11 protein-coding genes are annotated in these 14,392 nt (G+C 51.9%); 4 read left to right on the top strand and 7 right to left on the bottom strand.

The window, feature by feature from the left end:
- Together EA14781_RS10015 and csiE are read left to right on the top strand one after the other, a co-directional pair.
- Window positions 1-531: alpha/beta hydrolase (locus EA14781_RS10015; protein ID WP_042335577.1), on the top strand; the 531-nt coding region annotated here is incomplete at its 5' end.
- 190 nt (window positions 532-721) lie between these two features.
- Window positions 722-2,002 carry a stationary phase inducible protein CsiE gene (gene csiE / locus EA14781_RS10010; protein WP_000982978.1) on the top strand — a complete coding sequence of 427 codons (1,281 nt, stop codon included), beginning with the start codon at window positions 722-724 and terminating at the stop codon, window positions 2,000-2,002.
- Here csiE and EA14781_RS10005 read toward each other — a convergent pair.
- Window positions 1,994-3,133 carry a 3-phenylpropionate MFS transporter gene (locus tag EA14781_RS10005; RefSeq protein WP_000244167.1) on the bottom strand — a complete coding sequence of 380 codons (1,140 nt, stop codon included), beginning with the start codon at window positions 3,131-3,133 and terminating at the stop codon, window positions 1,994-1,996. The two genes, csiE and EA14781_RS10005, sit on opposite strands and share 9 nt — an antisense overlap.
- A 414-nt stretch (window positions 3,134-3,547) precedes the next feature.
- Here EA14781_RS10005 and EA14781_RS10000 point away from each other — a divergent pair, with 414 nt between their 5' ends.
- Window positions 3,548-3,970, top strand: a complete 423-nt coding sequence (locus EA14781_RS10000; RefSeq protein WP_001094735.1) for a DoxX family protein — start codon at window positions 3,548-3,550, stop codon at window positions 3,968-3,970.
- 159 nt (window positions 3,971-4,129) lie between these two features.
- Here the strand turns inward: EA14781_RS10000 and EA14781_RS09995 are convergent, their stop codons facing one another.
- The 6 genes from EA14781_RS09995 to EA14781_RS09970 form a co-directional block, all read right to left on the bottom strand.
- Window positions 4,130-5,002, bottom strand: a complete 873-nt coding sequence (locus tag EA14781_RS09995; protein WP_001029471.1) for an aldose 1-epimerase — start codon at window positions 5,000-5,002, stop codon at window positions 4,130-4,132.
- 10 nt (window positions 5,003-5,012) lie between these two features.
- Window positions 5,013-6,107 (bottom strand): zinc-dependent alcohol dehydrogenase family protein, encoded by a 1,095-nt coding sequence (locus EA14781_RS09990; protein WP_024164744.1) that lies wholly within the window; start codon window positions 6,105-6,107, stop codon window positions 5,013-5,015.
- Between the two features lie 32 nt (window positions 6,108-6,139).
- Window positions 6,140-7,138 (bottom strand): ABC transporter permease, encoded by a 999-nt coding sequence (locus EA14781_RS09985; RefSeq protein ID WP_001276656.1) that lies wholly within the window; start codon window positions 7,136-7,138, stop codon window positions 6,140-6,142.
- Between the two features lie 24 nt (window positions 7,139-7,162).
- Window positions 7,163-8,674 (bottom strand): sugar ABC transporter ATP-binding protein, encoded by a 1,512-nt coding sequence (locus EA14781_RS09980; RefSeq protein ID WP_000493500.1) that lies wholly within the window; start codon window positions 8,672-8,674, stop codon window positions 7,163-7,165.
- Between the two features lie 22 nt (window positions 8,675-8,696).
- Window positions 8,697-9,680 carry a substrate-binding domain-containing protein gene (locus tag EA14781_RS09975; RefSeq protein WP_001124822.1) on the bottom strand — a complete coding sequence of 328 codons (984 nt, stop codon included), beginning with the start codon at window positions 9,678-9,680 and terminating at the stop codon, window positions 8,697-8,699.
- 96 nt (window positions 9,681-9,776) lie between these two features.
- Complete coding sequence (locus tag EA14781_RS09970; RefSeq protein ID WP_024164743.1) at window positions 9,777-13,058, bottom strand: DUF5107 domain-containing protein; 3,282 nt, start codon at window positions 13,056-13,058, stop codon at window positions 9,777-9,779.
- A 117-nt stretch (window positions 13,059-13,175) separates the two neighbouring features.
- Between EA14781_RS09970 and EA14781_RS09965 the strand changes: the two genes are divergently transcribed.
- Window positions 13,176-14,369, top strand: a complete 1,194-nt coding sequence (locus EA14781_RS09965; protein ID WP_002461546.1) for an ROK family protein — start codon at window positions 13,176-13,178, stop codon at window positions 14,367-14,369.
- Window positions 14,370-14,392 lie beyond the last annotated feature (23 nt).

The following is a 14,392-nucleotide window of genomic DNA, read 5'->3' as shown; positions in this document are numbered from 1 at the left end:
CCCATGTTTGATTATCGCAGGTTTGGTAAGTCAAAAGGAACGCCATCACAAGCCGGATTACTGGACGATACACAAAGCGCCATCAATGTGGTGCGCCATCGCAGTGATGTAAACCCACAGCGATTGGTGCTGTTCGGTCAAAGTATCGGCGGCGCAAACATCCTCGATGTTATTGGGATGGGAGATCGCGAAGGTATACGAGCGGTGATCCTCGACTCCACATTTGCTTCTTACTCAACCATCGCCAACCAAATGATCCCCGGCAGCGGCTACTTACTTGATGAGAGTTACAGCGGCGAAAACTACATCGCCAGCGTCAGTCCGATTCCACTTTTACTGATTCACGGTAAAGCCGATCACGTTATCCCGTGGCAGCACAGCGAAAAATTGTATAACCTGGCGAAAGAGCCCAAACGTCTGATCCTGATCCCTGACGGCGAGCATATTGATGCCTTTTCCGATCGTCATGGTGATGTTTATCGCGATCAGATGGCAGATTTTATCCTTAGTGCGTTGAATCTGCAGAACTAACCTGTAACCGCCAGAGAGAGAAAAATTTATAAAATAACCTTAAGGCGAGGTATTTCACTATTCACAACAGTTTAACATGAGAAAAATTCTGTGACGTTGACCAACATTTCTGATGATTAGCATTCCATTCACCATTTCCATAAGCAAACTTTAGCTATTCTTATCAATTATGCTTATGGGAGATCCACAGATGATGCCTACGCTTGCTCCACCATCTGTACTTTCAGCTCCCCAGCGCCGCTGCCAGATATTGCTGACGCTATTTCAGCCGGGGTTGCGTGCCACCACGGCAACTTTCAGCGAGCTTAACGGTGTGGATGATGATATTGCGGTGCGCGATATCAGCGAAACAGGACAAGAAATCCTCCGCTATCATCAACTCACACTCACTACTGGTTATGACGGCGGCTACCGGATTGAAGGTACAGTGCTTAACCAACGTTTATGTTTGTTTCACTGGCTACGACGCGGTTTCCGTTTATGTCCGTCATTTATTACCCACCGTTTCACTCCCGCTTTAAAGGATGAACTAAGGCGTCGGGGGATTGCCCGCAACTTTTATGACGACACAAATCTGCAAGCTTTAGTTAATCTCTGCTCGCGCCGGTTACAAAAACGCTTTGAAGCACGTGATACTCATTTTCTGTGCCTGTATCTACAATATTGCCTGTTGCAACATCATGCCGGAATCACGCCACAATTTAACCCGCTGCAACGTCGCTGGGCTGAATCCAGCCTTGAATTTCAGGTGGCGCAGGAGATTGGCCGCCACTGGCAACGCCGGGCACTCCAGCCCGTACCACCAGATGAACCGTTGTTTATGGCAATACTTTTTTCCATGCTACGGACCCCTGATCCATTGAGGGATACTCATCAACGCGATCGGCAATTACGTCAGGCTATCGTTCGTCTGGTACACCATTTTCGCGAGCTGGGAAATGTTAATTTCTATGATGAACAGGGGTTATGCGATCAGCTTTATACACATCTCGCCCAGGCATTACACCGCAGTTTGTTTGCCATCGGTATTGATAATACTTTGCCAGAAGAGTTTGGCCGACTCTATCCTCGTCTGGTCCGAACCACTCGCGCAGCGCTGGCCGGGTTTGAAAGTGAATACAATGTTCGTTTTTCCAATGAAGAAAGTGGCCTGGTAGCGGTGATTTTCGGCGCATGGTTGATGCAGGCAAATGAGATTCACGAAAAACAGATCCTTCTGCTGACGGGCAATGACAGCGAAAGAGAAGCCTATATTGAGCAGCAGTTACGTGAACTGACGCTACTGCCACTCAATATTAAGCATATGTCCGTGAAGACATTTTTAAAAAATGGCGCGCCGCGAAACGCTGCACTGATTATTGCGCCTTATACCATCCCGTTACCGCTCTTTTCGCCGCCACTAATTCATACGGACCAGAACCTGACCATGCATCAACAGGAACAGATCCGAAAAATGCTTGAATCAGCATGAAGGAACGACTTTCGGGCGCAAAAACATTGCCGGAAGCGCCACTAAAGCCATCACCCAGAATACGCCGTGCCCCAGATATTGATACAGGAAACCGGCGAAGACGGTCATGATGGCAATACTTCCGCCCATCGCGACGGCAGAATAAACCGCCTGCAAACGGATGACTTCGCTGCCCTGACGGGCGGCTATATAGCGCATAGCGGCCAGGTGGCAAACAGTAAAGGTACCGCAGTGCAGAATTTGTACTAATATCAACCACGGCAATTCAGTAGTCGCGCCCATAATCCCCCAGCGAACCACTCCGCAAATCGCCGAGATCAACAACATATCGCGAGCACTGCAGCGACGGAAAAGTTTATTACTCAGCGCAAAGATTATCACTTCTGCCACTACGCCCAATGACCACAAATACCCTACCGCCGAAGCAGAATACCCGGCAGCCTGCCAGTAAATGGCGCTAAAACCGTAATAGGCCGCATGTGCCCCCTGCAATAAACAAACGCAGGCCAGAAAGCGCCAGTTCTGGCGAACCAACGCCAACCACGCAGACCAACCGGTGCTCTCCTGCTGGCGACTAACCCCCTGCGGTTGAATGGTTGGGCGAAGCAGAAAACCAAGCAGCATGGATGCCACGCCTAGCGTCAACATCGTCAGAATGACCCGATAGTCGAACACGCTGACCAGTTTTCCCGTCAGCGCCGAACCTATGACAAACGCTACCGAGCCCCAAAGTCGTACTTTGCCGTAATCAAGAGGAAACTGCTTTTGCCAGGTATTGGCCAGCGCGTCGGTCAACGGAACCAGCGGCGAGAAAAAAAGGTTGAAGCCGATCATAACGACCATCAGCCACGCCACGTACGCCCCTGCCCAGAAGGCAATGGCAAAAAGCAGCGTCAGTAACGCCAGCACTCGCAGCGCGGAAATCAGGCGAGAAGGATCGCTTACACGCGGCGCAATTATCAAACTACCGAGGAAGCGGGCAACCAGTCCTGTCCCTAACAACAGACCGATAGTCTCTGGCGTTAAACCAACTCCCTCAAGCCAGACGCTCCAGAAAGGCAAAAAGATGCCGTAGCTAAAAAAGTATGTGAAATAACCGAGCGCCAACCAGCGCGTGGATTGCAAAACCATGAGTCCCTCCCGTCAGGAGGCGTTAGTCTGAAGTTAATCGAATGTTGGTGCAAGTTGAAAAATAAGAATATTCGAGTGAGCTTCCTGATGGTTGCCATGCTTATCAGAAAACGACAAAAAAGTGCGGCCCACGACGCAATATGGAAAAAAGAACAGAACGATGAGACGAGTGACAAAGGCTAAATTGCCCGATGCGCCGGGCTTATCACCTCTGGCAATTTATAAAACTGACAGATTCATGTCAGACGGACAAGGCGTTTGCACCGTATCCAACATGAAACAACGCGCACGTTGTCAACAATATGCCGTTATACCAGACTAGGATAATTAGCGAATATCTCAACGCCTGGAGCATGGCGAGGTGCAAGAGTGTGTATTACGTTTAAATCACATCATCTTGCAAAAGGATTGGTTATGAACACTCTACGTTATTTTGATTTTGGCGCCGCCAGCCCCGTTTTGTTATTAATTGCCCGAATCGCCATCGTTTTGATTTTCATTATTTTTGGTTTTCCCAAAATGATGGGCTTTGACGGTACAGTACAATATATGGCCTCACTGGGCGCGCCAATGCCAATGCTGGCAGCAATTATTGCGGTCATTATGGAAGTGCCCGCGGCAATATTAATCGTACTTGGCTTTTTCACCCGTCCGCTGGCGGTGCTGTTTATTTTCTACACGCTGGGTACGGCGGTGATTGGTCACCATTACTGGGATATGACCGGCGATGCGGTTGGACCAAATATGATTAATTTCTGGAAGAATGTCAGTATCGCTGGCGCATTCCTGCTGTTGGCAATTACCGGGCCGGGGGCGATTTCTCTCGATCGCCGTTAGGAAAGATGCCGGATGCGGCGTGAACGCCTTATCCGACTTACCGCTCCGGCATCGATTGTAGGCCTGATAAGACGCGATAAGCGTCGCATCAGGCATGGTGCGCCGATTGCTACAAAATCGAAATTACCCCGTAGACCTGTGCATCCGGCATTTTATAAATTACAGCAACGCAACCCGCAACGACATCTCTGAGGTTGTTGATTCCCCCGGCGCAAGCGCAATGAGGTCACCACCTTTCGGGCGATGATGGTCATCCGGCGCATGGCTCATCGGTTCCAGACAGAAGAAATCAAACGCATACCCTTTATCAAACGCCGAGTCAGAAACAAAGATGAAATAACATGGTGCAGGCGGCGTCGTTTCCATGATGATGGCGTACCCCTCCTGCGGTTGCTCGATGCGGGCCTGACCATTCCAGCCAGCAAAGCCATTGTTCACCCACTGACGCGGTAACGGCGCGAGATGATTGAAATCCAGCTCCCGGGGTAACTGCTCGCAAAACTCACCTGCCAGCCACTGCTCCCGCTCCAGCCAGTAACCGCTTGCCTGCGCCTGAATCCGCGTTTGCGGCGCCAACGGAAAATAAGGATGCCAGCCAGTACCAAATGGCAGAGTTTCTGCGCTCAAATTCGTTACCGATAGCGTCACCTTCAGTTCATCCGTCGTCAGATGAAATGCCTGACTTGCCCGGTAATGATAAACACCGCTGCAATGTTCATACACCAGACACAAACTATCATCGCTACGCGAGACGCATTGCCACTGACCCAGCCAGGCGTCCCCGTGCAGATAATGCGCATCCCATTCAACATTCGGTTGTAGTTGATATTCACGTCCCAGCCAGACAAAACGATTACCGCTCACCCGATTAGCAAACGGAACCAGCGGAAAACAGGAAGCGTCGGTAGCAACGCCGCTTTTTTTCCCCGGACGCAGCAGCGGGGCGGCGTCACGCCAGAAGCCTTCAATTACACCGCCCTGATCGGAAACCTCAAGCTTTAGCGCCCCCTGAGATAGGGTATAGATGGCCATCCTCTACTCCTTAATCCGGGAAGTTGATCACGACTTTCCCGCATTTGCCGCTCGCCATTAGCGCGTAAGCATCTCCCGCCTGCTCCAGTGAGAAGCGATGGGTAATAGCGTTACGCGGCCACAGTTTCCAGTCAGTCAAATCGTGGGCGCATTTTTCCATATGGAACAAGCTGGTCACCCAGGAGCCAATAATTCTGCGTTGGTGATGCATCAGGTCAGCGCTGACCTCAAATTCCACTTTTCCGGTTTCGCCAATGTAAACCACTCGCCCCCAGTCGGCGGTAGATTGCAATGCCAGCAAGCGCCCCGCAGCATTACCGGAACAATCAAGCGCAACATCCGCACCGCCATGAGTGAGTTCAGCGATGATCTGCGGCAGACCTTCGGTGGTCGCTAAATAGCCGTGATCCATCACCCCTAGCTGTTTCGCCATCGCCAGACGTTCCGGCAACATATCAACGCCGATGATCCGTTTTGCACCGCGACCTTTCGCCAGCATCATCGCCATCATCCCGACCGGCCCCAGACCAACCACCAGCACGTTATCGCTACCGGAAACCTCGCCGCGCAAAATCCCTTCATACGCCGTACCAACACCGCAACTGATAAACGCGCCATCTTCGTAGCTCAGCGCGTCTGGCAGGAGGATCAGATCTTTTTCTTCCGCCAGCAGGTATTCGGCATGACCGCCATCACGCTGCCAGCCGTAAGCGGCTTTTCCTTCTCCGGTGCAGGAGATAGGAAAACCGCGACGGCAGTTCGGGCAAAAGCCACAACCGGAAATGTGATACACCAGCACGCGGTCACCCTCTTTGAAATGGCGACAGCCTTGCCCCATCGCCACAATCTGCCCGCACGGTTCATGACCGTTGATAAAACCCTGGTATAACGGTTTATCGGGCGCGGCTGCCGTGGCACTGTGTTGATGATAGATATAGTGGACATCGCTTCCGCAAATCCCGGAGGATTTCATTTTGATCAGTACCTGGTTAATCCCCGGCGTCGGCACCGCAACTTCCCGCAGATCGACGGTCGAATTTCCTGGTAAATAAGCTGCCAGCATCGTTTTCATAAATCCCTCATTAACAATACGATTAATTTTCATCCCTGCCGCACCCGCGCCAGGGGCGTTAAGGTTTAGCATTTCGCTTTACTGCTTCGCTGGGTCAGCAAGATATTCGCCAGGACTGCCACCACGATGATGACGCCGCGGACCACCTGCTGGAAAAAAGAGTTAATCCCGAGCAATACCAGACCGTTACCGATTAGCGTAATTACCAATACGCCAAGCAGCGTACCGAATAACGAACCGCGCCCGCCGGAAAGCGCTGTGCCGCCGACCACAACCGCGGCGATGACGTCAAACTCCAGACCGTTTGCCACCCCTGCGTTACCAGAACCGAGGCGCGCCGCCAACAAAATGCCGGTCACCGCCGCTAATAATCCTGAAAGGGTAAAAATGAGAATGCGAACCCGCCGGACGTTGATGCCGCACAACTGCGCCGCCGTAGCATTACCGCCAACGGCAAAAACCGAGCGCCCGAAAGCGGTTTTGCGGCTGATGAACACAAACAACGCAAACAACACCATCATGATCAGCGCGGACACTGGCACACCGAGAAATTGTCCACCCAGCCAGTCCAGCACCTCGTTTTCGTCAATCGGCACGGGCAGGGCGTTAGTCATAAACAGGCCCATACCGCGCAGAGCGCTCCACAACCCCAGCGTGGCAACGAAACTTGGCACGTTAAACACACCGCGCAGCACCCCGGCCAGCGTCCCCATCAGCGCGCCTAACAGCAACACCAACAGACAAGCAATCGCCAGCGGAACGTCAAATTGCAGCAAAAATGCCAGGCACACCGAGACAAAAGCCACCATCGGCCCAACGCTGACATCAATTTCACCGGAGATAATAATCAGCGTCATCGCCCAAGCGGCGATCCCGATGGTGGCAGCATCGCGCAGCACGTTCATCTGGTTATTCAATGAGATAAAGCCAGGCGCATTCAGAGAGAAGACCAGATACAGAATGGCAATCACCACCAGCAAACCGATCTCATTAATATGGCGACTGACAAATTGTTTGAGCGAGACGCTCTTGCCCTGCGGCAATGGTAATGACGAAGCAGACATCTTCAGGTTCCTCGGTAAAATTCATCAGTGCACAGACAGAATGGCGGACATCAGCTCATCCACATTGACCGGAGAGTGAAACTCCTGCGAGAACGTGCCGTGCTGTAGCAACAGGATGCGGTCGCACACCAGCGGTAACTCCTCCACTTCACTGGAGATAAACACCACGCTTTTTCCTTCGGCTGCCAGTTCGCGGACAATACGGTAGATCTGCTGTTTGGCTTCGATATCGACGCCGCGCGTTGGCTCGTCGAGCAACAAAATCTGGCTGGCGGCATACACCCAACGACCAATCACCACTTTTTGCTGATTACCGCCAGAAAGCGTGCCGATGGGCGTTTCGCTACTGGCAGCCTTGACCGTCATCCGCTGCATCACCTCTTCGGTCAGGCGGCGGATAGTGGACCATTGCAGCACGCCGTTGGCGCTAATTTTTTGTCGATTAGTCAGCACTGTATTTTCGTCAACGCCCAGCCAGGGAATGATCCCTGCTTCTTTGCGGTTTTCTGGCGTATAGCCAATGCCGCGTTTCAGCATGTCGCCATAATCGGGGCGCGTGATTTTCTCGCCGTTGACAACAATTTCGCCCTGTTCATACGCCTCCAGGCCAACGATCGCTTTCAGCAATTCACTGCGCCCAGCCCCCAGCAGGCCAGCAATGCCCAGCACTTCGCCGCGGCGCAGGGTAAAACTGATATCGTCCAGCTTTGGTCTGTGGCGCAATGCACGAACCTCCAGTACGGCCTGGTCCGCAATTTCCTGAGGAACGACCGGTGTAATATCAACGTGATCGCGCCCGAGCATCAGCGACACTATGTGGTGAGTAGAGGTGTTTTCGAGCATCACATCGCCCGCCACCTGACCATCACGCATGACGGTGGCGCAGGAAGCGATACGGCGGATTTCTTCCATCCGGTGGCTGACATAAATCACCGCCACGCCCAGTGCTGACATTTTTTTCACGGCGCTAATCACCAGTTCAACTTCCGCACTGGCGAGCGAACTGGTGGGCTCATCAAGAATGACCACTCGCGGTTCGCCCTTCATCACCCGCGCAATTTCCACTAGCTGTTTTTGCGCCGGGCTTAGCATAGAAACAAGCTGTTCAGGACTAACATCGACACCCAACGCTTGTAAGCAACGTTGAGCATCCTGCGCCATTTGCGAGTAATCAATCATGCCGTTGCGGCGGGGCCATTGACCGAGGCAGAGGTTTTCCGCCACGGTCAATCCTTCCACCAGACTTAACTCCTGATAAACCGCCCGGACTCCAAGTTCAGCAGCGCGTCGGGTCAGTGTGGCTTCATCGCCTTCCAGCCGCGTCTCACCAATCCAGATATCACCGCTATCTGGTCGCTCGCTGCCGGTGAGCATCCGAATAAGAGTCGATTTACCCGCGCCGTTTTTACCTAACAGCGCGCGAACTTCGCCTTTATTGAGCGTGAAGTTGACGTTATCCAGCGCAACAACGCCGGGGTAACGCTTATTTCCTGCCACCACTTTTGCTACCGGAACTGCCTCTGTTGCCGTGAACATAGGAACCTCTGCGAGTCAGCGATTAGGGCAGACCATCAACGTGCGTTGTCAGCCACTGTTTACCGTCTTCCGTTTTGGTATAGAGGTCGATAGGCACCTGAACTACTTTTTCACCGTCGGCTTTTTTATCGATAATCTTCAACGTTTGGGCGAAAACAGCATTGCCCATTTTCTTACCGGAAATATCCACCACCGCTTTCAGCACCTGGTTGTTTTCCAGCTCCTGGGCAATTTCGGTGGTCATATCCGAACCAAAGACAGCAATTTTTCCAGCCTGATTTTGATTGCGTACCGCTTTTACCGCGCCGAGCGTCGCACCACCTGATTCCCCCATAATGGCGTTGAGATCCGGCGTAGAGATAATCAGTTTTTCACCAACGGAAATCGCTTTATCTAAAACAGTGCCTTCCTGATTAGCGACAATTTGTGCGCCGGGAACGCGAGCTTTTAATACTTCCTCGAAACCTTTACGTCGTTGAACACAAACTTCAAAAGCTTCGCAATTGATGACGGCAATTTTCGGCTGGTCAATTTTGTTGGCAATAAAATAATCGGCGGCAGCATTACCCAATTTTTTACCAAATTCCAGCGGGTCACCTACCAGATAAGCCGAGACATATTTATCAACGCCTTTCTGATTAATACAGGTGTTGTAGCAAATCACCGGAATGCCCGCTTCACTGGCGCGGCGAACGGTACGGCTACTGCCATTTTCAGAAACTGCCGACAAAATAATGGCATCGACATTACGCGCTACAAGCGTATCGACAAAGGTACTTTCTTTCGAAATATCGCCCTGGGCGTTAGTTTCAATTAACTGTACCTGTACTGAGGAATCTTTTGCTGCATCCTGAACACCCTGACGCACACCGGCATAATATCCCTGAGTATCAAGGTATATTGCGCCAATGGTCATTTCTTTTTCCGAAGCGTTGGCAAATAGTGCGCTACCCAATAGCGTAACCATTAATAACAGATTACGGGTTGTTCTGATTTTTTTAGGCATAGTGCCTCCTGTAGGGTTTTTATTAACAACAGCTTATTTTAATTATTTGGCAATGAGCGGCAGTACGCGCCGCTCAAACATTACAGTTAACAAGCTTTAGTGAACGAGTTGAAAAATAAATGGCATAACGGTGGTGAATAATGCCGCTTTCGGCCATGTCGGATTAATCGCTGTCAATTCAAGACGAGCAGATTCATATTGCGCAATCTCGCCTAATCCCGCGGCCGCCAGCATTGCCACCATCAGGCATTTTTCTTTATGCTGCTGTTGCAAATCGCCATACAGCGATAACAAATCGGGTTGCGAGACAGCAAAGAAATCCGCTTCGATACTGGCTTTCGCCATCTCTTGCGCCCACTGTTTCATTTCACTAAACAGGTGTTGCGCAGTTTGTTGTTCGCCCAGCAGTCGTAGCGCCATTCCTTGCCAGAAGAGATAATCAACCGGCTGATCGTTGTAATAACTGTGGATGTTAATGGTGCGATCGCCGGTCGCCGCCAGACGTAAGTAGCGCGTCGCTTCAGTTTCATCGCCCTGTGCTTTGGCGCATATCGCCTGCCAGAACCAGATGTCGTTGTCAGTTTGCCCCGGTAAACGCCCTTCGCTCAAATTCTCCGGGTAGTGCAGAGCGGCATGAAGCAATTTGCCAGCTTCCTGCGGTTGTTTCGCAGCAAAGTGCTGCCAGGCGCGTAATAGCTGGTTGAGGATAAACTGACTGGTGACCTTCCCTTCCCCGCCTTCCCACGGGTGGAATTTGCGTGTGGCGAGAATGTCCGCCGCTTTGTCTGTCTGCCCGGTGAGATGCCACAGATTCAGCAGTTCTGCGGTCATGTCATCACGTTTCAGGGCAACATCAAGATGCGCTTCCAGACGTGTAAGTCGCTTTTCTGGTGATGCGCCGGCTATTTTATCCAGCAAATCTCGTTCAAAAAGCAGGCGTGCATCCTGTGGCGCCAGTTGGTATGCATTATCAAGATAACGGGCAGCCAGCTCATAATCATGTTGTTTGTTCCACGCGTGGATCGCCAGCCCACGCCAGCCGTCGGCAAACTCCGGCGACATCTCAACACAACGTTGCCATAAGGCAATGGCTTTACTGTAACTGCGCTTGTTGTAGTAAAAACAGGCCAGTAAGTGACGAGCAAACCAACATTCATCGATACTCTCCAGCGCCGCGACTTCTTCCAGCGTATTGGGAAAGCGGACAAATTGCGGGAAGACATCAATAGCTTTTGCGACCAGTTCGCCGCGTTCGGCTTTCGGCAACAAGCTGGCTTGCAGGTAAAGCGGCAGCGTGCGCTGACAATCCAGCGCATTCAGCATCTCTGCCGCCAGGGCGGGCATTCCCCAGTTAATCAGTTGCCCGGCGGTCATCAGAGCGTTAACATCGCGCCCCTGACACAGACCGCGCCACTGGGCGAGGGCAGACTCGCTACAACCATCGAACCAGTTCAGCCACCACAGAGTGGCGTTCAGCGGATAATCGCGCAGCAGTTTTTCGCGCTGTAAACGCGCATTGTCCCGGCGACCGCTTAACAGCAACAGTAGATTATGCAGGCAAAGCACTTCCTGGTTGGTTGGGCAGGCGCGCAGGCTTTGTTGGCAAAAATCGAGCCCAGCCTCGACGTTACCATCACGCACTGCCAGCCGTGCCAGGCCGTAATAGCCGCCCGCTTTACTGTTGCCGCTCCAGACCGCACGCCAGAAATCTTCTTCGGCTTGTTGATATTGTCCCTGACGTTCGTAAGCACTGGCGCGAATCAAACTGGCTTGCCCGCACTGCGGATTTTTATTCAGCGCATGTGCGCGTTTCAGCGCCTGACTGGCATATGCCGCCGCTTGCGGGAAATCTGCGCGGTTATATTCCAGCATCGCCAGCGCCAGGTTGCAGCGATAATCGAGTGGATCCAACGCCACGCCGCGCAGGTAGTAATCGAATGGTGAACGGCTGGCGTAATGGTATTGCTCCAGATGCTGGCCGATAAACCAGGCTTCATCTGTACTGGCAATGTCCTGTGCTGCCAGCGGCGCTTTAGCGACGTCTGGCAACGGCAACGCTTGCGGCTGATGTTCCTGATACCTCAGTACAATATTGCCGTCGGCATCGGAAAGTTCGATGGTCAGCCTGCCCGGATCGATACCGTGCAATACGCCCTGAATAGCGGTCGCGGGCGTCAGTGCAACGGTATCGTCGAGTAACGCTTTGCATTTGCCGATTTCGCGGATCGCCAGACGATATCCACTCAGCGGGGAGATGGCATACAGCCCCCACTCAATGCCGCGCTCACTACGCTGTAATTTAATCACCGCATCGCGGGAGGCGTTTTGCACCATGCCCAGAGAATGGTAAGGCAGGAAATATTGCTCGAAACGTTTCTCTTCATAAGCATCCAGCCAGGTAAAATCAGGTTGGTTATCGGCAAAAATGCCGGTCATCAGTTCAATATACGGGCCATTGTTATCGGTCAGACTCTTATCCCACGCCTGACCAAATTCACTGTGTCCCCAGCTCCACTGTTTTTTACCTGGCGCAATGTGGTGGTTGGCAACGTGTAGCAAACCACCATTTTCATCGTGACACCACGCACCAACAAAATCGTACTGTGATTTTTCGGCCATGTATGAGGTCGGTACGGGTACGTTTTTATAGCGAGAGATATCCACCCCAGCAGAGTAGTCCACTTTGTAATAGGTGCCAGTGGCGATGGGGAAAGCGGAGACGGCCCGTTTGCCATGATCAAACACCGCAGTTACATCCGGTGGGAAAACACTCTGATGCCCTTCTCCGCCTTTCACTGCCGGATTAGCCCACCACAAAAAATGGCGTGGCGTAGCGTTACCGTTATAGACGCGGCTGGCGATTTCCAGCGCCGCACGCTCGGGGCGTAGCGTAAAACCGGTCATCACCTGAAGACCATGCATCGGCTCTGTTTCACCGACCCATACGGCCTGTGCGCCATCGTCATGCGCTTCAATGGTGAAATCAACGGGCATAAAGGTGGTTGGGCGATGGTGTTGCGGCCAGTTAAACTCGATGCCCCCGGAAATCCACGGCCCCAACAACCCCACCAATGCTGGCTTTATCACCTCATTGTGATAAACAAAATCACGCTGCTTTACTTTATCCCACGCGCGATGCACACGTCCGCCCAGCTCCGGCAGGATCATCACTTTGATGTAGTCGTTTTCCAACCATACTGCCTGCCAGGATTTCAGGGTTTTCTGCTCGCTCAGCGTATCGGTCACACCGTAGGGATAAACCGCGCCGGACGATCCCTGATAAACGCGATTTTCCAGGAACATAGGGTGTATATCCTGCGGCCCGGTTTCATAAGTCGGGATCTCAACGCGCTCTTGCCACACTTTTACTGGAGTCATGGTGCCCTCAATATTAACAAGACATACTGAATTAAAAGATTTGTGGCAGTGTATTGAACAATCTGGCACTGTTTTCGCGGAATAATCACGCAATTAACTAAACAAGGTTTAGTGAATATGAAAGCCTGCATTAATAATCAACAGATCCGCCACCACAACAAATGCGTGATTCTGGAACTGCTGTACCGACAAAAACGCGCCAGTAAATCCACTCTTGCCCGGCTGGCGCAAATTTCGATTCCGGCGGTCAGTAATATTTTGCAGGAGCTGGAAAACGAAAAGCGGGTAGTGAATATCGACGATGAAAGCAAGACGCGCGGACATAGCAGCGGAACGTGGTTGATCGCTCCAGAAGGTGACTGGACGCTGTGTCTGAACGTTACGCCCACCAGTATTGAGTGTCAGGTTGCCAATGCCTGTTTAAGTCCGAAAGGTGAATTTGAGTATTTTCAGATAAATGCCCCGACACCGCAGGCGCTGCTGTCCGAAATCGAAAAATGCTGGCATCGCCATCGCAAACTGTGGCCTGAGCGAACCATCAACCTGGCACTGGCAATTCACGGTCAGGTAGATCCGGTAACTGGCGTGTCGCAAACGATGCCGCAAGCACCGTGGAAAACGCCAGTTGAGGTGAAATATTTACTGGAAGAAAAGCTGGGCATTCGGGTAATGGTCGACAATGACTGTGTGATGCTGGCGCTGGCGGAAAAATGGCAAAACAATGCACAAGGACGCGATTTTTGCGTGATCAACGTCGATTACGGTATTGGCTCGTCGTTTGTGATTAACGAACAAATTTATCGCGGCAGTTTGTATGGCAGCGGACAAATCGGCCACACTATCGTTAACCCCGATGGCGTCGCCTGCGACTGCGGACGCTACGGCTGTCTGGAAACCGTTGCCTCGTTAAGCGCATTAAAAAAACAGGCGCGAGTATGGCTAAAATCACAGCCGGACAATACTCAGCTTGATCCCGAAAAACTAACCACCGCGCAATTGATTACGGCCTGGCTGAGTGGAGAACCGTGGATCACCAGTTGGGTTGACCGCTCTGCAAACGCCATTGGTTTGAGTCTGTATAACTTTCTCAACATCCTCAATATTAATCAGATTTGGTTGTACGGTCGCAGTTGTGCCTTTGGTGAGAACTGGCTTAATACCATTATTCGCCAGACGGGGTTTAATCCGTTCGACCGCGACGAAGGACCGAGCGTGAAAGCGACACAGATTGGCTTCGGGCAATTAAGCCGCGCACAACAGGTGCTGGGAATTGGCTATTTGTATGTTGAAGCGCAGTTACGCCAGATTTGATGGTGCGATAAGGTAAAAAAGCT

Origin of the sequence: Escherichia albertii NBRC 107761 = DSM 17582 (assembly GCF_000759775.1) — a bacterium.
GTDB lineage: Bacteria > Pseudomonadota > Gammaproteobacteria > Enterobacterales > Enterobacteriaceae > Escherichia > Escherichia albertii.
Note: the sequence above shows the minus strand (reverse complement) of the source record. Positions and strands in the feature narration are given on the sequence as shown.